Raw genomic sequence first — 24,125 nt, 5'->3', positions numbered from 1 at the left:
GATACGGTGCCCCCTGGCTTTCAGCCGTGTCGATGGGGAAGGGGCACCGTGCCATGGATGCGTCGGGCGGCTTCGACGATGGCGCCGATCCCGAGCGCGAGACGTTCCGCCGGCTCCTCGCCCAGGCCCGCGCCCAGGCGAGCACCGGCGACCGGGCCGGCTTCACCAGCACCGTGAGCGCGTTCTCGCGCGAGGTCGTCGAGCCGTTCCTCGCGCGGCTGATGGACCTGGACGACGAGGTGGCGGAGCTCGAGGCGTTGTGCGACGCCGTGTTTCCGCCACCGGACGCCGGTGCCGCGCCGCCGGCCGGGTCACCGCACCGGCTGGTGTTCGCCGCCGACGTGCTCGACGGGCCCTGGCCGACGTCGCGGCGCACCGCCGCGCTGTTGTCCGTGGTCGACTCCGACGACGGCCGGCCGGGCCAGCCGGTGCTGGACGCGCTGGCCGAGGAGGCGATCGCGGCACCGCCGGAGCCGGCGCGGATCCGGCTGCTCCGGCGGCTGCTGTCCACGCCGGTCGGGTTCACCGGCCGGCCGGCCGCGGCGCGGGTCCTCTCGGCGCTGCACGCGGCCGGCAAGCTCAACGCCGCCGCGGTGGAGGCCGCGTTCACCGCCGACCGCCGGGTGGCCAACGCGGACAAGCCGCGGCTCGGCGACGTGGTGTTCGGCGACGGCGACGGCCGGCCGGACCCGACCGGCTTCCGCACCGCGCTGCGCGAGCAGTATGACGAGCTGGTCTGGCGGCTGACCGAGGCGCCGGACCCGGACGAGTGGCACCGCACGCCCAGGTCGCCGGCGCCCCGCGGGACCCGGTTCGTCCGGCGCGGCCTGGACCTGTGGACCGGCCGGCTCCCGGCCGCGGCGGGGGCCTACGACGGCGACCCGTACATCGACGAGATGGTCGAGTTCCTGTGCGGCGCCGAGCTCACCGACGGCGAGCGGACCGACCTGGACGGCTGGCTGCGCGATCGACCGGAGGCCGAGCGGCAGAAGGTCGCGCAGTGCCGGCAGGCAGCGGCCGACGCCGCGGCGAAACGCGCGCGCAAGGCGCGGCCCGGGCCGGCGGTGCACGCCGTGCCCGACGTCGAACCCGACCGGCTGCACCCGGACGGCGCGGCAAGCTACGCCGGCAGCCGGCTCACCGCGGCCGATCCCGTGTCCGCCGCGCTGGCCCGCGCACCGCGGGTGTTCCTCGCCCTCATCGACGACGACCCGGAGTTCTCGATCGCGCGGGCGGACCTGTGCGCGTTCCTGCACGTGGCCGGCGACGGGTGGACGTATGAGCTGAGCCTCAGCGACGAGGTCAGGTCGATCGTCGAGACCGGGCCCGGCGAGGGCGAGGACGACCTGCTGGAGCAGCAGCTCGCCGCCCGGCCGGACGTGCAGTCCGCGTTCCACGCCGACCGCGAGTGGTTCGAGGTCAAGCTCATCCGGCCCTTGCCGGCCGACGAGATGCTCGCCCGCTACATCGACGCGCTGAGCGCCGCACACCGCGAGGAGGCCCGCCGGCGCGGCATCGCGCTCGACGACTGACTCCGGCGCCCCACCCATCCCTGTCGATCTTGCAGTCGTGGTGCCGGGACGCTCCGTGAATGTCCCGGTTCGTCAGGCACCACGACTGCAAGATCGACGCGCAACGAGCCGGCGAACGCACCGGGTGGGTGGTGCGGCGCGCCGGCGCGCCGCACCACCCGTGCGTCACTGTTTGCGGAACGTCTGGGCCAGGGAGCCGTTGCAGTCCCACAGCTGCAGGCGGGCGCCGTTGGCCGTGGAGCCGTTCGGGGAGTCCAGGCAGCGGCCCGACTGCGGGTTGCGCAGCGTGCCGTCGGGCTGCGGGATCCACTGCTGCGCCCCGCCGCCGTTGCAGTCCCAGAGCTGGATGGGCGTGCCGTTGGCGGTGCCGTTGCCGGTCGCGTCCAGGCACCGGTTCAGGGTGCGCAGGCCGAAGCCGTCCCAGGTCCAGTGCTGGTCGACCGCGAAGGTCTGGCAGTCCCACAGCTGTACCGCGGCGCCGTTGCCGCCGGTGTCGTCGGCGGCGACGTCCACGCACTTGCCGCCGGGGCCGTTGACGAAGGTCGCGCCGGGCGAGCCGCCGCCGAGGCGGAAGGCCTGCGCGCCGGTGCCGTTGCAGTCGTAGAGCTGCAGCCGCGCGCCGTTGGCGGTGGAGCCGCTCGGCGAGTCGGCGCACCGGCCCGACTGCGGGTTGCGCAGCGAGCCGTTGGCCTGGGCCACCCACTGCTGGGCGCCGCCGCCGTTGCAGTCCCACAGCTGCAGCGGCGTGCCGTTGGCGGTACCGTTGCCGGTCGCGTCCAGGCAGCGGCCCAGGGTCTGCAGGGCCGAGCCGTTCCAGCTCCACCGCTGGTCGACCGCGTGGATCTGGCAGTCCCACAGCTGCACGGCGGCGCCGTTGCCGCCCGTGTCGTCGGCGGCGACGTCCACGCACTTGCCGCCCGGGCCGTTGACGTTGCGGCCGGGCGGCGGGCCGGTGGTGTTGAGCCGCTTCGAGGCGATGATGATGCCCTGGTTGGCGGCGCGGACCCGGTTGGCGTCGAACTTCAGCACCTGCCGGTCGTAGGTCCACAGGCCGTTGACCTCGCCCTCGACGTCGAACGGCTGGGTGTAGACGAGCGCGCCGACGCCCTTGTTGTACACGAGGTTCGCGGCCTGGTTGATGAGGCTGACGTACCGGTCGGTCATCGACGTCGCGTCGGGGTGCATCTCGTAGGCGCCGAAGCCGCCGTTGGGGCTGTACTCGTGGCCAGGGGTGCGCACGCCGAGCCCGCCGTACTCGCCGAGGACGCCGGCGCGGGTGGCCGACGGCAGCGGGTTGTCCGGGCCGACGTACATGTGCCAGTCCATGATGTCGCCGTTGCCGGGGTCGCCGTGCGAGTTGCAGCAGTTGTAGCCGCTGTGCGGGTTGACCAGCCGGGTCGGGTCCTGGTTCTTGACGTTCTGCGCGACGCGGGTGGTGTCGGCGAGGTTCCACTCGCCCCAGCCCTCGTTGAACGGCACGTACACGACCACGGCCGGCGAGAACCGGTGCTCGTCGACGATCTCGCGGACCTCGCTCTCCCACTGGGTGTGGGAGGCGGCGCTGCCGGGCGACTCGCCCATGCTCGGCATGTCCTGCCACACCAGCAGGCCGAGGCGGTCGGCGTGGTAGTACCAGCGCGGCGGCTCGACCTTGATGTGCTTGCGGACCATGTTGAAGCCCAGGTCCTTGATCTTCTGCAGGTCGCTCGCCAGGGCGGCGTCGGTCGGCGCGGTGTACAGCCCGTCGGGCCAGAAGCCCTGGTCGAGCACGCCGTTCTGCAGCACGAACTGGCCGTTCAGCGTGGGCACCCGGCGGCCGTTGACGACGGCGGTGCCGACCTCGCGCATGCCGAAGTAGTGCATGGTCTGGTCCACGGTGACGCCGGCCGCGTTGCGCAGGGAGATGCGCAAGTTGTACAGGAAGGGGTCGTCGGGCGACCAGCGGCGGGCGTTCGGCACGGGGACGCTGAAGTCGGCGAAGCCGCCGGTGGCGGTGCCGACGACCGTCGAACCGTCGAGGACCTCGGCGAACACCGAGTACCCGGTCACGTCGCCGCGGGTGAAGACCCTGGTCCGCAGGGTGTTGCTGGCCAGGTTCGGGTAGTAGTCGGTGCTGTAGATGGAGGACGTCGGCGTCGGCTCCATCCAGACGGTCTGCCAGATGCCCGACGACGGGGTGTACATGATGCCGCCCGGGTTGCGGACCTGCTTGCCGCGGGCGATGTTCAGCCCGGGCGCGTCCGTCGGGTCGTAGGCCCGCACGATCAGCTCGTTCGTGCCGCCGTTGAGCTGCGCCGTCACGTCGAACTCGAACCGGTCGTAGCCGCCGGTGTGCGTGCCGACCTGCACGCCGTTCACCCACACCGTGGCCTGGTAGTCGACGGCGCCGAAGTGCAGCTGCACGCGGCGGCCGGCCCAGCCGGCGGGGACGGTGAAGGTGCGGCGGTAGAAGAGGTACTGGCGGTTGTCGTTCGCCGGTCGCTTGATGCCGGACAGCGCCGACTCGACCGGGAACGGGACGTTGACCCGCTCCGGGAGGGTCTGGCCGAAGACCGGGTTGTCGTTGGTGGTGGACTGGCGCAGCTGCCACTCGCCGTTGAGGTTCATCCAGTCCGGCCGCACCATCTGCGGGCGCGGGTAGTCGGGCAGCGGGGTGCCGTTGAGGGCCTGGCTGGTCCACGGGGTGGTCAGCGGCGACGGCTGGGCCGGGGCGGCGGCGGCCGGCGGCTGGGCGGCGGCGACGACGGCGGCGGCGAGCCCGGTGACGGCGGCGAGGACGAGACGCAGGAGATGTCGGGGCATGCGGTCTCCTTGGCGGTGGAGTGCGAAGGGGACCCGGCCGGGGCGGACTCATCGTAAGACGACATCAGACATCAACGGAATAGCTAAGTATCGAACATTTTCAAACAGACGACCATTGCCAGGTCGACCTGCGCGTCGGCCGGCTTCGGGTTGCGCTGCGCGGTGGTGAGGTGGCCGGTGACCAGACGGTGCACGCCCTCGCTGTCGCCGGCCTCGATCAGGGCGAGGATCCGGCCGTGCTCCTCCCCCGCCGCCCGGCGTTGTCTCAGCGGTACCCCGGTGGTCTCCCGGATCCGGGTCGCCCAGTCCTGCTCGTGCACCGACCAGAGTGCCTCCAGCGCGCCGGCGAGCACGATGAGCGGCTCGTTGCCGCACAGCCGGACGAGGGCCTCGTGGAAGCGGCGGGACACGGCGACGACCTCGACCAGGTCCTCGATGCTGTCGAGGTACGCCTGGTGCAGCTCGCGCAGCTCCGGCACGACGGCGCGGGCCCGGTCGCGGCGGCTCGCGCAGAGGGCGGCGCAGGCCGGCTCGACGTGTCGCAGGGCCACCGCGACGTCGCCGATCGCGACCTGCTGGGACGCGAGCACCAGGCCCAGGTTGTAGGCCAGGCCCGCCGGGGACGGCCGGTGCACGATGGCACCGCCCAGCCGTCCCCGGCGCACCGTGATGAGCCCCTCGGCCTCCAGGATGCGCATCGCCTCGCGGAACGTCGGCATGCTCACGGGATACCGCCGGATCAGCTCCTCCGCCGTGGGCAGCGGGTCGCCGTCGGCGAAGTCGCCACGGATGATCCGCGCGCGGATGTGGTCGGCCACCTGCTCGGCGAGCCGATGGACGCGCACCTGGGGCTCCACGGGGATCACCCTAGTAAGCGTTCGGATCGTCCTGCACGGCGGCGGGAACCGGGTGGCGGTAGACGCGCGCCGCGTTCTCCCACGTCATCTTCCGGATGTCCGCCTCGGGCAGGCCGCCGATCTCCTCGTCGATGACCTTCTGGGTGTACGGCCAGGTCGAGTCGCAGTGCGGGTAGTCCTGCTCCAGGAAGATGTGCTCGACGCCGATGACGTCGCGCAGCGCGAACGACGACGGGTCCTCCACGGCGCAGAAGTAGAAGTTGCGCAGCAGGACCTCGGCCGGGGTCAGCTCGATGCCCTTCCAGGTGCCGTACATCGAGTGGTAGCTGAGCATGTGGTTGAGCCGGTCGACGAGGCCCGGCACCCAGCCGATGCCGCCCTCCGACAGCACGATCTTGATGTCGGGGAACCGGACCGGGATCCGCGAGTACAGCCAGTCGACCGCGGAGAACATCGAGTACCCGAAGAAGAGCACGCCCACCACGTCCGGCGGTGCGTCCTCGGCGGTTGACGGCGACGTGCCCGACGATCCGATGTGCAGGTTGATGACGGTCCCCGTCTCGGCGCACGCGCGCATGATCGGGTCCCAGTGGCCGGTGTGCAGCGACGGCAGGCCGAGCATGTGCGGGGCCTCGGAGAAGGTCACCGCCTTGAAGCCGCGCTCGGCGTTGCGGTAGATCTCCTGGGCGCCGACCTCGGGGTCGAGGAAGTACGGCAGCTGGCACGGGATCATCCGGTCCGGGTAGGCGCCGGACCACGCCTCCAGGTTCCAGTCGTTCCAGGCGCGCGTGGCGGCGAGGGCCAGCTCGGGGTCCTGTGTGGACAGCTGGAGCCGCTGGCCGGCGAAGCCGGGCAGGAACGACGGGAAGCACAGCGAGGCGTACACGCCGCTGAGGTCCATGTCCTTGATGCGCTCGTGGATGTCCCACGAGCCGCGGCGCATGTCGTCGAAGCGGCAGGGCTCCATGCCGTACTCGTCGACGGGCCGCCCGACGACGGCGTTGAAGCCGACGTTCGGAAACTCCTTGCCGTCGTACACCCAGACGTGGCTGCCGTCCTTCTCGATGACGTGCGGCGCCTGGTCCTTGTACTTCTCCGGCATGCGCCCGTCGAACGCGTCGGGCGGCTCGACGATGTGGTCGTCGACGGAGATGAACGTGTACTTGCGCTCCTGCCGCGGCGGGTCGGGCAGGAAGGTCACCTTGCCGCGGTCGGCGGTGGTGAAGGCGGTGTTCTTGAGGAGTTCGTCGATGGATGCCATGTGGGGGTGTCCTTACTGTTCTCGGTTAGTCCAGGACTTCGGGTTCGCGGCGCAGGAGGGCGCGGACGGCGCCGGCCCAGAACACGTCCGAGCCGCGTTCGAGCAGCGAGCGCTTCATGCCGTGCCGGATGCCCTCGGATATGGCCAGGGGGTCGCGGCCGAGCAGCATGACGTCGTAGGCGAGGCGGCAGAACCGGTCGATGCTCGCGGACTTGTAGGTCGCCTCCTGGATGGTCGGCGCGGTGACGATGATGCCGTGGCTGGCGAGGATGACGACGGACTTGTCGCCGATCCGCTCGGCGAGGTCCCGGCCGAGCTCGGCGTCGTCGACCTCACCGGTGTACTCGTGCACGAAGGCCAGGTCCCCGTCGAACATCGACCCGGTCTGGTGCACGATCTCGGGCAGCACACCGACCGCGGCCAGCACGGTCACGTAGTACGGATGGTTGTGCACCACGACCCGCGCGTCGGGTCGCCGGCGGTGCAGCTCGGTGTGGATGTGGAAGGCCGGGGTGACGTCCCAGCGCCCGTCGACGAGCGCGCCGTCGCGGTCGACGACGCACAGGTCGGAGGCGCTGACCTCCTCCCACCACAGGCCCCACGGGTTGATCCACATGGCGCCGCTGTCATCTTTGATCTGGGTGATGTGGCCGGCGATGTTCTCGCTGAAGCCGCCGTGGGCAAGGATCCGGAACGCGCAGGCGAGGGCCTGGCGGTCGTCGAGCTCCACCCCGATGGGCGGCGTGATGCGGGGCGCCCAGACGGCGGTCCCACCTTGTCGCAGTGTCTCGGTCGTGCTCACGCTCCACCTCCGTGAGTTCCCCGTTGAATCACCTTATGTTTTAGAAGATTAAGTGGAGGCGGGCCGGGAATCAAGCAAACGCTTGGTAGAAATTCGGAGGCACGCGTCTCCACCAAGGCCACCGACCACGTCGCGGTCTTGTCGCTGGATCGGTGGCGAGGACGCGCCGCTACGCAGTGCCCGAGGCTGCCGCGTCGGCTTCGGCGATCGCGGCTTCGACGCGGGCGTTGGTGAGGCGGAGCACGGCGTACACGCTGATGGCAAGGGTGAGGACGCCGGCGGCGAGGAACGGCGCACGCAGGCCGCCGATGCCCGCCAGCACGCCGCCGACGAGCGCTCCCAACGGCATGGCACCCCAGGCCACGACACGGTAGATGCCGATCGTCCGGCCCAGCAGCGGATCCGGTGTCAACCGCTGTCGCAGCGAGCCGTAGATGACGTTCCACAGCAGGATTGCCCACCCCGAGAGCGCCCAGGCCGCACCAGCCACGTACGGCGAGCGGGTCGCACCCGCGAGGAGCATGCCCAGGCCGGTGACGACGGCGGACAGCGCCATCGTCCGGCCGCGGCCTATGCGCCTGGCAACCGGTGCGGCGGTTTGGCTGCCGATGAGCGCGCCGACCGCGCCGGTCAGGACGAAGAAACCGAATGCGGCCTCCGGCACGCCCAGGACCTCCCGGGTCCAGAGCACGATCAGCGCCGTCGCCATGGCGTTGGCGAATCCGAGCACGAGCACCACCGAGAGGATGGTGCGGTGCATCTCGTGGCCACGGACGAACCGAAGAGCCTGCCCCATCGCCCGGACCATCGGCGTGCGCCGTTCGTCCGGCGCACGGAAGGTGCCCGGCAACGCCAGGAGCAGCAGGACCGCCAGGGCGTAACAGGCGGCGTTGAGGCCGAACGCCGCGCTGGCCAGGAGGGCGAACAGGGCACTGGCCAGCGGCGGTCCGACGAAGCTCTGGGCCAGGAGTTCGGCACCCTGCAGCCGGCCGTTCGCGGTTTCGAGTCGTCCTCGGTCGCCGACCGCTGCGGGCAGCATCGAGATCAACGTGTTGTCGTAGATCGTCTCGCAGGCGCCGAGCACCACCACCACCGTGTACAGCAGCCACAGTGATGCGCGGTCCAGGGCCACCGCGCCGAGCAGCGTCGCCAGTGCGCTCGTGCGGACCACGCCGACCAGCAGCGCCAGCCGCCGGCGGTCGTAGCGGTCAACCAGCGCCCCGGCCGGCAGCCCGAGCACCAGCCAGGGAAGGTAGCCGAGCGCGGTGAGCGCCGAGAACGCGACCGGATCGCTGGTGAGGCGCGCGGCGAGCAGGGCAATGGCCACCCGGTAGATCCCGTCGCCGAGATTGCCGGCAGCGGCGGCCGCCCAGAGCCGGTTGAAGTTCCGGCCGAGCCCGCTACCGGCCACCCCGGGCCGATCCGCCGCGGACCCGCCCGGCCGGCGTTGGACCGGCGCAGCGCCGGCGGATGCCGGTGCATCGTCAACCCCGCCCGCTTGCCTGCGCCGCGCCATCCATCCACCTCACCGGACGCTCGCTGCGAGGAGAAGGTCCGTTCGCGGTGAGCGCAAACGCCCGCGGCGCGTCGGCGGGTCTCCGCCCCGCGGCGGCGCGGTCAGGCCAGGACGGCGCCGCCCGCCACGTCAACGACCACGCCCGTGATCCAGGAGGACGCGTCCGAGGCCAGGAACAGCGCCGCCTGCGCCACGTCCTGCGGAGTGCCCAGGCGGCGCAGCGGGTGGGCCTCGGCCAGCGAGCGCTGCACGTCCGCCGGGATCCACCGCTGGTTCGTCTCGGTCAGGATCGTCTCCGGGGCCAGGCAGTTGGCGCGGATGCCGTACGGGCCGGCCTGGGCCGCCAGGTCCTGCGTGAACAGCTGCACGCCGGCCTTCGCGGCGGCGTAGGCCACGATCGTGCGTTCACTCGGCTTGCGGCCCGCGGCCGAGGACAGCGTGATGATGGTGCCGCTGCGCTGCTCCTTCATCACCGGCAGGAACGTCTTCACGGTCAGGAACGTGCCCGTCAGGTTGCGGTCGATGTCGGCGCGCCAGCTCTCCTCGGTGATGTCCTCGATCGGCGCGGGGCGGCTGGTCGTGCTGCCGGCGTTCGCCACCAGGATGTCGAGCCGGCCGTGGCGGGCGAGGATCTCGTCGCGCATGCGGGCCAGGTCCGACGACACGGTGATGTCGCCGGTCACGGGCATCGCGGCGGCGCCGAGGCGGGACCGGACCGCGGCCAGCGCCGACGCGTCCCGGCCGTGGAGGACGACCTGGGCGCCCGCCGCCGCGAAGGTGGTGGCGATGGCCGCGCCGAGGCCGCGGGAGCTGCCGGTGACCAGGGCCACCCGGTCGTTGAGCGGGTTCGTCATGCCCCGATCGTGCGCCCCGCGACGGCACGAGCACGTCCGTCGGGGAGCGGCATCGGCCGTACGACGGGCGGCGTACGTTCGGGCGAACCGGACCGCCGGCCCGGCGTCCAGCAGGACGCCGGGCCGCGACCCGTCACGGGCTGAGCTCGAGAAAGACGATCGACGGCATCGGCAGCGAAACCTCCACCGACAGGGCACCGCCCACCGGGGACCCGACCGAATCGGACAGCGGCGACAGCACGTCGCCGGCCGCCAGGGCCGACCACTGCTCCGGCGTCGGCCAGTCGCCACCGCCGAGGGCGGCCCACCGCGCCGCGACGTTGTGGTGCTCCGCGTCGACCCGCCACTGGGTCAGCGTGTACCGCGCCGCCGCGAGACCCTCGACGTGCACCACCGCGGAACGGTCCAGCAACGCGGACCCACCCGCCTTGCCGTGGTCGAGCGTGCCGTTCCACAGCAGGATGCCGACGACGCCGGTGGCCGGGTCGCGGGACGCCCAGCACTCGAGCAGGCTGCCGGCACCGTCGCCGGACAGCCGCACCGGCAGCTGCACCGGGCCGAGCCGGTCGAGCAGCCGCAGCGCCCAGTACTTCGGCTTCGCCAGGTTGCCCACCGTCAGCAGGCCGAAGCCGCCGTGCAGCAGCCGGGGCGGGCGGCCCAGCTCCTCGAAGTGGTCGGACGCCACCCAGGGGGCGAGCGCGTCGATGCGCCGCGACGCCGAGCGCATGCCGCGCAGCAGGAACGTCGCCGCGAACACGGTGTCGTTGATGTCGCTGCCGTGGGTGGCGGTGACGCCCCACTCGGTCCACAGCAGCGGCCGGCCGCCGGCGACCGGGCGCAGGTCGAGCGGCGGGCTGCCGTACACGTGCGTCGAGAGGAAGTCGACCGAGGGTCGGCGGAGCTGCTCGGTGATCCAGCCGACGGCGGCCGATCCGGGGCCGCCGACGAGGATGCCCGGTTCGACGTCCCGGACGGCGGCGACGGTGACGTCGTAGAGCTTCCAGTAGTCGTCCGGCGTGCCGGACCAGAACACCGACAGGTTGGCCTCGTTCCAGACCTCGAACGGCCAGTGGTTCCTGACCTCCTCCCGGCCGTACCGCTGCACCAGATGCGCCGTGAAGGACCGCACGAGCCACGCCCAGCGCTCCCAGTCGCGCGGCGGCGAGATCACCGCCTCGTAGGCGAACACCGTCGAGGTGGGGTCGCGGGCCAGTTCGGGCGGCATGAACGACAGCTCGACCACGGGTCGCATCCCGAGCTCCAGCACCGCGTCGTACACCGCGTCGACCGCGGCGAAGTCCAGCTCGCCGTCGCGCAGCACGCCGCTGAGGATGCCGTGCGCGCGCACCGAGGCGACGCCGAGCTCCTCGTGGACCCGGCGCAGCGCGTCGCGCAGCTCGGCGCCGATCGGCCGGCCGCCCGACGTGTCGGTGCAGAGCAGGTGCGTGAGGTGCTCGGAGCCGACCATGGCGCGCCACGGCCGGTGCAGGGCACCGTCGTCCCCGCCGGCCCGGACGGCCACCACCACCGTCCCGTCGCCCCCGTCGGCCGCCACCGGGACGGGCTCGCTCAGCTCGCCGATGGCGTTCACCGTGGCCAGCGGCGCGACGGCGTACCGGTACGAGCCGCCCGGTGTCACCGTGGTGTCGGCGTACGGACCGTGGGGCACCGCGAGGACGTCGCCGCCCCCGTGGTCGACGACCTCGAACGGGCCGTCGAGCGGGGCGCGCATGACGGCATAGCCGATCGCGCCCGGCACCGGATCCCAGTCGAGCGTCACCTGTCCCCGCCCGGCCGCGACACGCACCCCGGTGGGTGCCGGCAGATCGGCGGTCTCGGCCGGGCCCGGCGCCCGGTCCTGCGCGCCGCCCGCCCCCATGAGGGCCGCCCAGCGCTCGGCAGCAGAGGTCGTCATACGCTGAACTCCTCCATCGCCAGCAGGGGACGGACCGCCCGCTCGAAGGCCGGGGTCACGAACGCCCGCTTGATCAGGTCGCCGCGCAGCTCGTTGCCGAGCGCGGCCATGATCATGCCCTGGTCCAGCGCCAGATACCGTTTCGCCACGGTACCGCTGCGCACCGCGACGGCGTCGTAGAAGCCGCCCGGTCCGTAGACGTCCAGGTTCGACCGCAGGGCAGCAAGATTGTCCAGCGCGGCCTGCCGGGCGTAGGGCAGGGCCAGGAACACGGCGTGCGGGGTGACCACGCCGTCGCCGTAGGCGGGCGCGGGACCGGCCGGCCGGCAGTCGCCGAAGCCGGCGTCGTAGTTCGCACCCTCCACATCGGACGGGTACCCGCCCGGATCCATGCCCATCGCGTCGACGCCCCACGCCTTGTACCCGCCGAACGGGTCGGACGCCGGCGAGAAGCCCCAGTAGCCGTACCGCGCGTCGCGCAGGCCGTGCTCGATCTGGCCGGCGACGGTCGCCGGGTGGTTGCGCCCCCAGCTCCGCGCGCCCCACCGCGCCTCGGGCACGAACAGGTCGGGCATGAGCGCCTCGAACATGTCGCCGCCCCAGCTCGGCACGAACCGGATCCCGCGGTAGGTGTAGGCGCCCTCGTAGACGTCGACGCCCAGGTAGGTGCGGGTGGTGCCGGTCGGCTGCTGCTCGACCCACGACCAGTCGCAGGTCGGCGGGAACGTCCGGTGCGTCGCGAAGTAGTGCTCGGGCGGGATCTGGCCGAAGGCGATCCCGAGATAGCTCGCGATGCGGGGTTCGGTCACCGTGATGTCGTAGTGGTTGCAGGTGTACCACACGTCGGGCCCCCGGCTGCGGTAGTTCCCGGCGACGGAGCACCCGGGCGGCGCGGTGTCCCAGAAGCCGCCGCGAATCAGCCTGACCTCGGGGTTGTAGTAGAACCCGAAGTCCATCGGCCGCAGCAGCGCCGCGGCCTGCGAACGCTGCGCGGGCACCGCGCCCTGCACGACCAGCAGCGCCGCGGCGAGCCAGCCGTTGTCCACACTGGACAGGAACGGCGTGATGGCGCTGCCGTCCTCGGGGAACGTGTGCAGGACGGCGCCGGTGTGCGGGTCGTACCAGTTGTAGAACATGCCCGACGCGGGGTGCCGCGGCAGCCGGGCCAGGGTGGCGAGGGTCTGCCCGACCCGCCGGTCGGCGTCGGCCCGCGAGACGAGCCCGAGCTCGCGGGCGACGACGGTGGACCACAGGTAGGCGCCGATGTTCGTCGGCGAGGTGTAGGCGGAGCGCCCGGCCGGGGCCAGGTCCCCGGTGATGTTGTCGGCCGGCAGGCCGGTGGCCGGGTCGGCCATGGCGTCCATGGAGCGCCAGGTGTCGGCGGCGTACCGCTGGAGCACCGAGGGCGCCGCGGACGCGGCGGATGGCGGAAGCAGCGCCGCGGCCAGCAGCACCGCGAGCGGCAGGATGATTCGTCGCACAGTGAGCCTCACTTGAGTCCGGTTGTCGCGATGCCGCGCATGAAGTGCCGCTGCAGCAGCAGGAACACCACCAGCACGGGCAGGACGACCACGACGGCCCCGGCGAGCGCCAGGCCCAGGTCGATCCGGTGCTGCCCGACGCTGAACAGCGCGAGCGCGACCGGCAGGGTGTACTTGTCCTCGGTCGTGGCCACGACGAGCGGCCACAGGAAGTTGTTCCAGGAGGTGAGGAAGGTCAGGATGCCGAGCGTGGCGAGCGCCGGCCGGCACAGCGGCAGCACGACCCGCCAGAAGATGCGGAACTCCCCGGCGCCGTCCACGCGGGCGGCCTCGATGAGTTCGTCGGGGATCGACAGGAGGTACTGCCGCATCAGGAAGACGCCGAAGGGACCGGCGAGGAACGGCAGGACCAGCCCGGCGTAGGTGTTGGCCAGCCCGAGGTTGCTCACGAGGACGAACTGCGGGACGAACACCGCGAGCCCGGGCACCATGAGCGTGCCGAGCACGACCAGCAGCAGCAGTCGCCGTCCGGCGAAGTCGATCTTCGCGAGGGCGTAGCCGAGCATCGAGCAGAACACCAGGTTCCCGGCGGTGACGAGCACCGCGACGAGCAGCGAGTTCCCGAAGTACCGCGGGAAATCCAGGTCCGTGAAGAGCCTCCGGAAGTGTTCGAGGGTCACGGTCTCGGGCCACCAGGTCGGCGGGACCCGCCGGATCTCGCCCTCGGGCTTGACGGACGACAGCAGCATCCACACGAACGGCCCGACGACGACGGCGAGCCCCGCGAGCAGCGCCGCGTAGAGCCCGGTGCGCGCGACGGCGTCCCGGCGGCGCATCAGTCCCTCCCTCCGATCAGCCGGAACTGCAGCACGGACAGCGCGACGATCGCGACGAACAGCACGTAGCTGGCCGCGGCCGCGTAGCCGTAGTTGCCGAAGCCGAACTGGTTGTAGACGTGGTACGAGACGGACAGCGTCGAGCTGAGCGGCCCGCCCTGGGTCATGACGAACGGCTCCTCGAACAGCTGGAGGTAGCCGATGCCGGTGACGACGCCGCCGAAGAGCAGCGTCGGGCGCATGAGCGGCAGCGTCACGCTGCGGAACTGCTGCCACCGGCTCGCGCCGTCCAGCCGCGCCGACTCGTACAGCTCGGCGGGCACGGCCTGCAGCCCGGCCAGGAAGACCACCATCAGGAAGCCGAAGTTGCGCCAGACGGCCATGAGGATGATCGACGGCAGGGCGAGGTCGGCATCGTTGAGCCAGTTCGGCCCGGGCAGCCCGACCGCGCGGAGCAGGTTGTCGACCAGCCCGGCCTGCGGGTCGAGCAGGAACCGCCAGATGACGGCGATCGCCACGATGCTGGTGACGACGGGCAGGTAGAACCCGACGCGGAACAGCGCGCGGAACCGGATCAGCCCGGAGTTGAGCGCGCTGGCCGCGGCGAGCCCGGCGACCATGGTGAGCGGCACGCCGGCGCCGACGAACACCAGCGTGTTGCCGGCGGCCCGCAGGAACAGGTCGTCGGCGAACAGCCGGGTGTAGTTGTCGACGCCGACGAACTCGACCGCGAACGGGTGGCGCAGGTCGGTCGAGCGCAGGTCGGTGAAGCTCATGACCAGCGCGGCGAGCACGGGCAGCGCCATGAACACCGCGAAGAGCACGGTGAACGGGGCGGCGAACGCCCAGCCGGTCAGCGCCCGGCGCCGGCGGCGGTGCTGTGCCGGGACCGCCCGGACCGATGCGCGGGCAACCGAGATGGCCGCCATGGTCAGGCCCCGGTGCCGATCTGGGCGGCCTTCTCCTGGGCCGCCTTCGCGGCCGCCGCCGGGCTCTCGCCGGCCTTGGCCACCTTCTCCAGCTCGGCGTCGAGCGCCGCGGCGACCTGCTCCCAGGTGGGCACGGCCGGCGGGGCCTTGGCGTCCTGGAGCTGCTTGCCGAACACGCCGAGGATCGGGTCACCGGACAGTGACTGGTCCTGCCACGCCTGCTGTACCGCCGGGAGGTCCTTGACCGCCTGGAACCACTGCACCTGAACCTCGGGCCGGCTGAGCCATTGCACGAACTTCCAGGCGCCGTCGCGGTTCTTGGCGTCCTTGAAGACGGCGAGGTTCGAGCCGCCGATGAAGGACGTCGCGGTCTTCTTCGTGGGCATCGGCGCGACCGCGAACTTACCCTTGCCGCCCTGCTCGTCGATGATCCCGGCGTGCCACGGGCCGGAGATGAACGAGGCGATGCTGCCGCCCACGAACCCGGCCTCGAGCGCGCCCTCCTTGGGCAGGTCGTTCGGCGAGAGCTTCTCGGTGAAGAACGACTGCCAGTACGTCATGGCCTCGACGAGTTCGGGGGTGTCGAGCGTGAACTTGCCGTCCTTGACGATCTCGGCACCGTTGGACCAGGCGAACGGCAGGAACGACTGCCAGGCGCCGGTGCTGCCGGGCTGCAGGTTGAACCCCCACTGGGCGCCGCCCTGCTGCTGCATGGCCTTGGCCATGGCCTTGAGCTCGTCCCAGGTCTGCGGCGGCTTGCTGAGGCCGGCCTTCTGGGCGAGGTCGGTGCGGTAGTAGATGGCGCGGGTCTCGACGTACCAGGGCACCGCGTACGAGGTGCCGCCCACGACGGTGGTGTCCCACGCGCCGGAGAAGTAGTCGCCCTTGTCGAACAGCGTCGGCGTGGGGTCGAGCGCCCCGGTCTTGGCGAACTCGCCCATCCACGTGGTGCCGATCATCGACACGTCGGGCGTCTGCTTTGCCGCGATCGCACTCGCGATCTTCTGGTGTGCGGCATCCCACGGTACCGCGGTGACCGTCACCTTGGCGTCGGGGTTGTCCTTCGAGAACGCCTGCGCGAACGCGCCGAGCTTCTCGCCCTCGGCACCCATCGCCCACACGGTGATCTCGCCCTTGGCCTTGCCCTCGCCGACGGGCCTGGCGTCCTCCTGGTCGCCACCGGCGTCCCGGCCGCACGCGGCGAGCGCGAGGGCCGCCGCCAGCACCACGGCGGTCATGCTTCGTTTCATGGGTCGACCTGCCTTCCTTCGCAGGGATCAGGGCCGCAGCTGCGCCGGATGACGAGCCGCGTGGGGATGACCCGGCGGCGGGCGGGGGTCCGCGCGGGGTCGGTCGATGACATGCGGTCGTGCAGCCAGCGGGCGGCGGTCGCGCCGAGTTCCCGCATGGGCTGCCGGACGGTGGTGAGGCCGACGAAGCGGGCGGCCATGACGTCGTCCCAGCCGGTGATCGCGATGTCGCCGGGGACGTCACGGCCGGCTTTGGCGGCGGCGAGGTGCGCGCCGAGGGCGATCTCATCGTTGGCGCAGACGAGCGCCTCGGGCGGGTTCCGCCGTTGCAGCAGCGCGGTCGCGGCCCGCTGTCCGGCCTCGACGTCGAACGCGCACCGCACGGGTGCCGGGCGTCGTCTGCCCAACGCTTCGGAGAACCAGGCGTAGCGGTCGGCGACGTCGGGGGACGCGTCGGGGTCGCCGAGGAAGGCCAGCCGCCGGTGCCCGTGACCGAGCAGGTGCGCGGTCAGCTCGCGCGCGGTGGCCCGGTTCTCGGACCGGATGGTGTCGAGCCCGTCCACGGGATCGCGGGCCAGCAGCACGATCGGCAGTCCGGTGGCGGCGAGCTCGACGACGACGTCGTCCGGGACCGTACGACCCATGACGACCATCCCGTCGACCCGGCTCGCCAGGTCGAGCACCTGCGCGGTGGCGTCGGGCCGCCCCTCGGTGCCGAGGATGAGCACGCTGCGCCCGAGTTCGGCGGCGGCCTCCTCGTAGCCGAGCAGGACCTCGGCGTAGTACGGCCCGACGAGGTGCGGGAACACGATCCCGTTGGCCGCGTGCCGCCCCTCGGCGAGCGACCGGGCGGACCGGCTCGGCGTGAAGCTGAGCGCCTCGGCCGCCTCCTGCACGCGCCGCCGCGTCTCGGCCGTGACAAGGTGCGAGTCCCGCAGGGCCCGCGACACGGTGGCGATCGACACCCCGGCCCGCCGAGCGACCTCATAGATCGTCGGCTTTGAAAGCGCTTTCATCGACACGCTCCGACGCGTACCCCACCTCAAAGATCGATAAACCCCGTCCCGCTCCCGACCGCCCCAGTTCGCGTCGATCTTGCAGTTGTGGTGCCCCGCAAAGCCGGCATTACGGGCGTGTCCCGGCACCACAACTGCAAGATCGACGCGAAGGGAGGCCGGGGCGGCGGGAGCGATCGGCGGCGGGCGTCAGCCGCGGGCGGCGCCGATGCCCAGGAGGACGGCGATGCCCAGGGCGCTGCGCGGGGAGTACGGCTGGCGCCACAGGCCGCCGTGCGCCGCGGCGTGTGCCTCGTCCTGCCAGGGGTGGGGCCGGGTCGGGCGGCCGGCGTGCAGGTCGTGGACGAGCAGGGCCGCCATCAGCACGTTCGACGTCGCGGGCTCGAAGATCTCGATGCCGAAGCGGTGGGCGCCGGCGTAGGCCGCGGCCAGCAGGCGGTTCTTCAGGACGCTCCGGGTGCGGGTCGCCGGGGCAACCGTGAGCGAGACCGGCACGCCCGCGGCGCGGGCCTCCGCCGCGCGCCAGCGTTGCAGGCGCTTGGCCAGGGCGTAGTTCGGGCCCTGCTGCGGCACCAGGCTGTCGTTGATCCCGGGGTAGCTGCCCGGCGGGTAGTTGCCGGTCAGCAGGCGGCCCGCGCTGAGCACGCGCAGCGGGCGGCGGAGGCGGCCGATGCCGGTCGCCGTGCGGTAGCGCTCCGTCGACTCGTCGACCACGTCGTCCGGGACGGCGAAGACGTCCGTCGGCGTGGCCAGGAACGCCAGGGCCAGGTCCGGGCGGCGCTCGCGCAGCCACTGGGTGAGGGCGTCGACCGCCATCGCCACGCGGACGTTGACGGCGCCGTCGGCGTAGACGTAGTTGCCCAGCACCAGGCGGCCCTCGATCTCGGCCAGCCAGGCGGCGACCCGGCCCAGATCGTGGAGCAGGTCGGCGCCCGGCTCGTCGCCCGACACCGGGAGCACCAGGCGGCCGGCCGAGCGCGTCGCCAGGTCGGTGAGGCGCTGCCAGATCGGCGGGCGGGGCAGGTCGACGGCGACCACCTCGGCGCCCCAGCGCAGCAGGGCGCGCAGCGGGCCCATCTCGGCGCCCGCGCCGAGCACCGCCACGCGGTGGCCGTCGAGGCGCAGCCAGTCGGGGTTGGCGGCGACGGTCCGCACCGCGTCGGCGCAGGAGGGCTCGATGACCCCGTCGGCGACCCACGTGTCGAGCTGGCGCAGGAGGTCCTCGCCTTCGAGCCGGCGCCCACGGTACGGCAGGATCAACGCGGTCTGCGGCGCACCCCCGCCCTCGACGACGCGCGTCGCGAGCGGCTCCTGCAGCGCCGCAGCCTGCTCGAACGCGTCGGTGAGGGGCCGCTCGGCGGTGCCGTCGCAGTACCGCATCCGCTCGTGCAGCGACGCCAGCCCGTCGCGGGCGATGGTCAGGGCCGCGTCGCGGGACGGCAGGCCGGCCTCGACCAGCCGCCGGAAGTGCGGCAGGTAGTCGTGCCGCCAGTTGGTCGCCGACTCCGCGGCGCGGGCGCCGACCGGGTCGACGGCCCGCAGCGCGTCGGCCACCACCCCGCGGCCCAGCGCCGACGTGCTCGGCTTCCCGTCGACGCTTGGGATGACCACTCCGGAGGGCTGTGCTGTCGGCATGGTTGGTCAGTCTGCCACCGAACTCGGGTGGCCATCAGGTGACCATGGGCCAGCCCGCGGCGTCGTACGCGAGCCGGTTGATCCCGAGGAGCGCGGTGCCGTTGTCGGCGTAGTAGTGGTACACCAGGATGTCACCGTCCGTGTCCGGCAGGACCGCCTGATGGCCGGGCCCGTGCACCGAGCCGTGGCCGGCCAGGATCTCCGTCCCGCCGCCGGCGGTCATCACCACCCCGTTGCGGTCGGTGTAGGGGCCGGTGACGCTGGACGAGCGGCCGGCGATGATCCGATAGGTGCTGGCGGCGCCGCGGCAGCAGTAGTCGAAGGAGACGTAGAGGTAGTACCAGGCGCCGCGCTTGACGATCACGGGTGCCTCGATCGGCCCGCCGTTGCGGCCGGCGATCGAGCGGATCGTGGTGTCGGACCGCTTGCCCGTGGCGGGGTCGAGCTGGACCAGCTTGATGCCGGACCAGAACGAGCCGAACGCCAGCCACCAGCGGCCCTGGTCGTCGACGACGAGGTTCGGGTCGATGGCGTTGAAGGTGTCGCTCGTGCGCGACTCGATGACGAGGCCCTGGTTCGTCCAGCTGCCGGCCGCCCCGGTCGGGCTGGTGGCGAGGAAGATGGCCGAGCGGTTCGAGCCGAACGTCGAGGCGGAGTAGTAGAGGATGTACCGCCCGTCGCGGTACGACACGTCGGGCGCCCACAGGTTGCGGCTGCCGCCGGTGTAGGCGGTCGTCCACGGCGCGCCGTTTCGGCGTCGATCGCCGTGCTGCCGACGAGCGTCACGGCCGCCACCGCGGCGAGCACCAACCTGCGTCTCATGCCGGAAAGTGAGCGCTAACATAACGACCGTTGTCAATCACAACATGAAGATGACGCTCGATGTCTATGAAACTTCCACGACCGTCTTGAGGCCCTCGCGGGCGGTCGCGGCGGCGAACGCCTCGGCCGCCCGTTCGAGCGGGTAGCGGGCCGTGACCAGGGACTCGACGTCGATCGCGCCGCTCGCGGCGAGGGCGGTCGTGCGGTGGTACATCTCCTGCATCCGGCGCACGAGGATGAGGGTGAGGCCCTTGCGCCGGGCCAGGGAGGCCGGGAACGAGGTGCGGTCGTCGTCAGGGATGCCGGCCAGGACGACCTTGCCGCCGGGGCGGCAGGCGCGGATCGCGCCCTCCACGGCGGCGTCGGTGCCGGCGATCTCGAACGCGACGTCGGCCACGCCGTCGATCGCCGCGACGTCCGGGTCCGACGGCGCGTAGACGGCGTCCGCGCCCGCCGCCACAGCGGCCGCGCGGCGGTGCGCCCGGGGCTCCACCGCCACCACCCGGGCGGCGCCGGCGACCCTCGCCAGCCGGATGGTCAGCAGCCCGATCGGCCCGCACCCCACGACCGCGACGGTCGCCCCGACCCGCGGGTGCGCGAGGTCCAGCCCGTGCAGCGCGACGCCGAGCGGTTCGAGCACCGCTCCCCCGGCGTCGCTGACCGAGTCCGGCAGCGGATGCAGCAGGTGCTCCGGCCAGGCGATGACCTCCCGCAGCCCGCCGTCGGTTCGCCCGTGCCCGGCGAAGTGCAGGCGGAGGCAGAGGTTGGGGTGGCCGCGCAGGCAGTACGCACAGGTGCGGCAGGCGATCGCCGGGTCGATCGCCACCCGCTGCCCGGCCCGCGGCCCGTCCAGGATCACGCCGGCCATCTCGTGCCCGAGCGCGAGCGGCCGCTCGAGCACGGCGTCGCCGATGCCGCCCTCGCCGAACCAGTGCAGGTCCGACCCGCACAGCCCGACCGCGGTCACGCGCACGAGGCACTCGCCCGGCCCGGGCCGCGGTGGCTCCTCCTCGACGACCCTGATGTCCCCGATCCCGAACAACCGCGCCGCCCTCATGCCCCCGAACGCTACCGGTCGGCCCACGCCCGGATGCGATCGGCGATGGCGGTCAGGCCGCCGACGGCCGTGACCAGCGTCGCCAGGTGGGTCAGGCGGCTGCGGCGCCGCTGCGGGTCGGTCTCCGCGGCCGCCTCGTCGGCGGCGCGGTGGACCTCCTCGGCGGGGCCGGGCTCGCGCGGCAGCCGGGCGCGCAGCTCGGCCAGGATCGCGTCCAGCCCGGACGCCGTCGTGAACGCCGTCGCCCCGGCGCCGACCGCCATCGGGCCGTTGGCGGTGACCTGGTGGAACTCGAACGTGTCGCTCATGCCGAAGCGCTCCTCGTCTCCTGGTGGGCGGTGGCGCCCTTGCCGAACGCCGCCGGTCCGGTGATGTGCGTGTCGCCGGTGAAGATCGTCTGATGGTTCTCGATGTGGGTCATGCGGGAGCGGTACTCGGCGGTGTCGACGCCGACGCTCTCCAGATAGTCCAGGACGGTCTCCAGCACCGTCCGCTCGACGATCTTCAGGTACTTCACCGCGTCCAGCGTCTGCAGGAACGTGAACTCGGGCGGTGACGCGGCCAGCTCCCGGACGCTGAGGCGGGCCCCGTGGTCGTAGGAGCGGAACAGCTTGGCGTCGGAGTGCGCGACCCGGGCGCGCTGGTTCATGTCGCGCATCAGCTGGAACGCGCGCCACAGCCGGGCCGGGGCGTCGACCGAGGCGAGCCAGTCGGCCGGCAGCCGGGGCAGCGACCGGTACACCAGCGGTCCGACCTGCGGGCCGATCCGGTCGACGACCCGGTACTCCTTGCGCACCGGCGGCAGGACCGTCCCGACGAACTCGAGGTAGAGCTTGGCGCCCTCGACGGCGACGTGGACGTGCGCCGAGATCATGATGTCCTGCGGCTGCGGCGGCAGGACCGGCCGCCCGTCGGCGGCGGTCACCGCCCGGCCCTCCACACCCACGAACGCGTGCAGGTAGTGGCGGACGCCGCCCTGCGGCTGCTCGGTGATCGCGGCGATCGCCTCCGGGGAGGCGCAGCCGAGCGGGGTGCGGGTCCGCTGGTCGACGAGCGGGTCACCCTGGTACCGCTCGCCGTCGGCGATGACCCGGTCGACCACGTAAACGCCGGGCACCCGCTGGTGCACCGGCAACTGCTCGCTGCGCAGCCCGAGCACCGCCGCGCTCACCCGCAGCTGCATGTCGCGGGCCGACACGGTCCGCAGGTCGAAGCGGCGGTCCCGCTCACTTGAATCGGCGTTGCCCTGCAGCAGCAGCGCCATCGACCACGACTGCACCGGCGCGCCCGAGCCCATGAACGGCTCGGTCGAGTGCAGCGTGACGTTGCCGTGCTGCGCGGCGGCGAGCCAGGCGACCCGGCGCTCGACCCGCCGGTCGGGCAGGGCCGGCAGTGCCTCGGCCGCCCCGGGGGCCAGCGAGCGGGACAGCGACAGCAGCCGCCGCAGCCGCGTGGTGAGCGCGACCGCGAGGGTGGCCAGCGCCAGCACGAACGGCAGCGCGAGGACGACGACGAAGAGCATCGTGTTGTACGTCCCGAGCACCCGCGTGGCGAGGCTCTCCTGCGGCACGCCGTAGGCCGACGTGTCCTGCTGCGCGTTGCCGAGCATCAGGAACAGGGGCGACAGCCAGCCGAGGCAGGCGTACAGGACCACGGCGGCGCCGAGCGCCACGCCGGTGCGGGCGTCGGCCCGCACGCCGGCCTTGGTGCGGCGGATCACCCAGGCCAGCAGCAGCCAGGCGATGGTGGCGGCGGGGACGAGGAGCAGGCCGGCCGCCAGGATCAGGGTCAGCGCGGCGTCGCGGATCATCAGCATGGTCCGGGCCCGGAACGCGTGGCGGACCACGGGTTCGAGGTCGAAGCCGAACGACGGCGGCACGGCCCGCTGGTCGTCGCCGGTCGTCTCCTCGATCACCAGGTGGGCGAAGGCGTCGTCGAGGTAGGCGGCGGCGCACAGCCGCCGGGTCGTGTCGGAGAGCAGCCCGCGGGGCCGCGGCTCGGGATGGCTGAACAGCGGCCGGTGCCCCGGCCCGGGCGGCACGATCGGCGGGACCCGGGGTCCGGGCGTGGTGCCGGTGATCGTCATTGCCGCTCCTCGGGAAGGATGGACGTGGCCCGGCTGTGGTCGCCGAAGGCGGCGGGCCCGTTGACGGTGAGCGTGCCGAACGTGAACGTGCTGCTGCTGCCGCCGCCGTCGGCGGGCCGGGCGGGCTGCGCCGGGGCGGCTGCCGGGCGGCCCGGCTCCCCCGGCACCGACAGCCAGGCGTCGGCGGTGAAGCCCTTCTCCGGCTGGTCGATCCGGACCCGGGTGTACCGGTCCGGCCGGAGCCCCCGGTACCGCTGCGCGACCACGTCCTCGTAGACCCGGTCCGACACGACCTGCACGACGTCGGCCGACCGCGCGTCGGCCAGCGCCCGCCGCACCGGGGCCGCGTCGACGAGCCGGCACACGGTGACGGCCGCCGCGCCCGGGTAGCCGTTGGCGCCGTCGAGGTGCACCAGGCCGGTGTGCAGCGCCACGCGCAGCCGGACCCGGGCCTGCGGCAGCAGGTCGCCGTTGTGCTGGCGCAGCAGGACGTCGAGGGTGTCGGCGAGGTGCGCGACGACCGTCGTCTCCGGCGTACCGGCCGGCAGCACCGCCAGCTCGCCGTCGCCGCTCGGCTGGGTCCGCCACGCGGCGCGGTCCAGCCCGAGCCGCGCGCACGCCTCGGCCATGACCCGCTGGAGCGTTTCCTGGGTGCGATGTTGCGCGAGGTTGTCCTGCCGGCTGTACCGCTCGACATCGACCGCGACGAGCAGCCGGCGCTCAGGCTCCATGGGTCAACTTGTATCGAAGCGGGATCCGGACAGCACCGTCTCCGCCGGCAGAGTCTTCCGGTGTGCGGGCGACCACGAACGGGGTACGGCATAAGGTGGAGGCCATGGTGACGGCACGGCCGGCGGCCGGGGGCGGCCGGTGGGTGGAGATCTCACCCGATCGGCTGCGCGGGTGGCTCGACGGCTTCTACGGGCGGCACGACGGGGCCGAGGAGGACGGGCTCACGCTCACCGGCGCGAGCAACGGCGACACGGCCGCGGTCCACCCGCCGCCCGGCCTGGAGGCGGTCACCGACCTCGACGGGCTGCTGGCCGGGCTGCCGGCGCCGCCGGCCATCGGGCTCCTGCTCGCGCGCAAGGGGGCGGCCGCGGTGGCGGTCGTCGACGGCACCACCGTGCGACTGTCCAAGGTGGAGCGTTTCCACGTCCACGGGCGCACCGCGGCGGGCGGATGGTCGCAGCAGCGCTACGCGCGCCGCCGGGACAACCAGTCCGACGCCGTCGCCGGGAAGACCGCCGACATCGCGGCGCGGGTGCTGCTCCCCCACGCCGGCGAGCTGGCCGCGCTGGTGTGCGGCGGCGACCGGGGCATGGTCGACGCCGTGCTCGCCGACCGCCGCCTCGCGCCGCTCGCCGCGAAGCGTCACCCGCACCTGCTGGAGGTCGCCGAGCCGCGCCTCGCGGTGCTGGAGGAGGCGGCGGTGACCGCCCGCAAGGTGCGGATCCACCTCGTTCCCTGAGGC

At 72.8% G+C, this 24,125-nt stretch carries 20 protein-coding genes; 2 read left to right on the top strand and 18 right to left on the bottom strand.

All coding sequences use genetic code 11. The annotated features are described in order from the left end of the window. The first annotated feature begins 53 nt into the window (after positions 1-53). A complete protein-coding gene (locus IEZ31_RS34190; protein ID WP_190254194.1) occupies positions 54-1,532 on the top strand; it encodes a hypothetical protein in 1,479 nt (492 codons plus the stop codon). A gap of 165 nt (positions 1,533-1,697) precedes the next feature. On the opposite strand, the gene IEZ31_RS34185 is transcribed toward IEZ31_RS34190, so the two are convergent. From IEZ31_RS34185 to IEZ31_RS34100, 18 genes are all read right to left on the bottom strand, one after another. Beyond that, positions 1,698-4,334, bottom strand: coding sequence for a ricin-type beta-trefoil lectin domain protein (locus IEZ31_RS34185; RefSeq protein ID WP_190254193.1), 2,637 nt, complete (start codon positions 4,332-4,334; stop codon positions 1,698-1,700). A gap of 83 nt (positions 4,335-4,417) precedes the next feature. Then, complete coding sequence (locus tag IEZ31_RS34180) at positions 4,418-5,191, bottom strand: FadR/GntR family transcriptional regulator (protein WP_229836087.1); 774 nt, start codon at positions 5,189-5,191, stop codon at positions 4,418-4,420. 10 nt (positions 5,192-5,201) lie between these two features. After that, on the bottom strand, positions 5,202-6,452 hold the full coding sequence (locus tag IEZ31_RS34175) for an amidohydrolase family protein (RefSeq protein ID WP_190254192.1): 1,251 nt from the start codon (positions 6,450-6,452) through the stop codon (positions 5,202-5,204). 25 nt (positions 6,453-6,477) lie between these two features. Then, positions 6,478-7,254 (bottom strand): class II aldolase/adducin family protein, encoded by a 777-nt coding sequence (locus IEZ31_RS34170; protein ID WP_190254191.1) that lies wholly within the window; start codon positions 7,252-7,254, stop codon positions 6,478-6,480. 169 nt (positions 7,255-7,423) lie between these two features. After that, the gene (locus IEZ31_RS34165) at positions 7,424-8,665 is read right to left on the bottom strand and encodes an MFS transporter (RefSeq protein WP_190254190.1); all 1,242 of its coding nucleotides are present in this window, start codon (positions 8,663-8,665) and stop codon (positions 7,424-7,426) included. 206 nt (positions 8,666-8,871) lie between these two features. Further along, entirely contained in the window at positions 8,872-9,624 is a 753-nt protein-coding gene (locus tag IEZ31_RS34160; protein ID WP_190254189.1) for an SDR family NAD(P)-dependent oxidoreductase, read from the bottom strand. A 133-nt stretch (positions 9,625-9,757) separates the two neighbouring features. Beyond that, a complete protein-coding gene (locus IEZ31_RS34155; protein ID WP_190254188.1) occupies positions 9,758-11,539 on the bottom strand; it encodes a GH39 family glycosyl hydrolase in 1,782 nt (593 codons plus the stop codon). Beyond that, positions 11,536-13,020 carry a glucoamylase family protein gene (locus IEZ31_RS34150; RefSeq protein ID WP_229836086.1) on the bottom strand — a complete coding sequence of 495 codons (1,485 nt, stop codon included), beginning with the start codon at positions 13,018-13,020 and terminating at the stop codon, positions 11,536-11,538. Before IEZ31_RS34150 ends, IEZ31_RS34155 begins: the two co-directional genes overlap by 4 nt. A gap of 8 nt (positions 13,021-13,028) precedes the next feature. Continuing rightward, positions 13,029-13,856 carry a carbohydrate ABC transporter permease gene (locus IEZ31_RS34145; protein ID WP_190254186.1) on the bottom strand — a complete coding sequence of 276 codons (828 nt, stop codon included), beginning with the start codon at positions 13,854-13,856 and terminating at the stop codon, positions 13,029-13,031. Continuing rightward, positions 13,856-14,785 carry a carbohydrate ABC transporter permease gene (locus IEZ31_RS34140; RefSeq protein WP_190254185.1) on the bottom strand — a complete coding sequence of 310 codons (930 nt, stop codon included), beginning with the start codon at positions 14,783-14,785 and terminating at the stop codon, positions 13,856-13,858. The genes IEZ31_RS34145 and IEZ31_RS34140 overlap by 1 nt, the downstream gene beginning before the upstream one ends. Positions 14,786-14,787: 2 nt before the next feature. Then, a complete protein-coding gene (locus IEZ31_RS34135; RefSeq protein WP_190254184.1) occupies positions 14,788-16,035 on the bottom strand; it encodes a sugar ABC transporter substrate-binding protein in 1,248 nt (415 codons plus the stop codon). Next, on the bottom strand, positions 16,032-17,051 hold the full coding sequence (locus IEZ31_RS34130) for a LacI family DNA-binding transcriptional regulator (protein ID WP_190254183.1): 1,020 nt from the start codon (positions 17,049-17,051) through the stop codon (positions 16,032-16,034). Before IEZ31_RS34130 ends, IEZ31_RS34135 begins: the two co-directional genes overlap by 4 nt. A gap of 189 nt (positions 17,052-17,240) precedes the next feature. Then, the gene (locus IEZ31_RS34125; protein WP_190254182.1) at positions 17,241-18,686 is read right to left on the bottom strand and encodes a hypothetical protein; all 1,446 of its coding nucleotides are present in this window, start codon (positions 18,684-18,686) and stop codon (positions 17,241-17,243) included. Between the two features lie 34 nt (positions 18,687-18,720). Then, a complete protein-coding gene (locus IEZ31_RS34120) occupies positions 18,721-19,530 on the bottom strand; it encodes an arabinan endo-1,5-alpha-L-arabinosidase (RefSeq protein WP_190254181.1) in 810 nt (269 codons plus the stop codon). Positions 19,531-19,572: 42 nt separating this feature from the next. After that, positions 19,573-20,565 (bottom strand): zinc-dependent alcohol dehydrogenase, encoded by a 993-nt coding sequence (locus IEZ31_RS34115; protein ID WP_190254180.1) that lies wholly within the window; start codon positions 20,563-20,565, stop codon positions 19,573-19,575. Between the two features lie 11 nt (positions 20,566-20,576). Then, positions 20,577-20,873 (bottom strand): hypothetical protein, encoded by a 297-nt coding sequence (locus IEZ31_RS34110; RefSeq protein ID WP_190254179.1) that lies wholly within the window; start codon positions 20,871-20,873, stop codon positions 20,577-20,579. Then, positions 20,870-22,651, bottom strand: a complete 1,782-nt coding sequence (locus IEZ31_RS34105; protein WP_190254178.1) for an AbeC-like domain-containing protein — start codon at positions 22,649-22,651, stop codon at positions 20,870-20,872. Before IEZ31_RS34105 ends, IEZ31_RS34110 begins: the two co-directional genes overlap by 4 nt. Continuing rightward, a complete protein-coding gene (locus IEZ31_RS34100; RefSeq protein WP_190254177.1) occupies positions 22,648-23,382 on the bottom strand; it encodes a hypothetical protein in 735 nt (244 codons plus the stop codon). Before IEZ31_RS34100 ends, IEZ31_RS34105 begins: the two co-directional genes overlap by 4 nt. A 104-nt stretch (positions 23,383-23,486) precedes the next feature. Here IEZ31_RS34100 and IEZ31_RS34095 point away from each other — a divergent pair, with 104 nt between their 5' ends. Continuing rightward, positions 23,487-24,122 (top strand): acVLRF1 family peptidyl-tRNA hydrolase, encoded by a 636-nt coding sequence (locus tag IEZ31_RS34095; RefSeq protein WP_190254176.1) that lies wholly within the window; start codon positions 23,487-23,489, stop codon positions 24,120-24,122. Positions 24,123-24,125: the final 3 nt, after the last annotated feature.

This window comes from Dactylosporangium sucinum (assembly GCF_014647515.1).
In the GTDB taxonomy this organism is placed as follows: Bacteria; Actinomycetota; Actinomycetes; order Mycobacteriales; family Micromonosporaceae; genus Dactylosporangium; species Dactylosporangium sucinum.
Note: the sequence above shows the minus strand (reverse complement) of the source record. Positions and strands in the feature narration are given on the sequence as shown.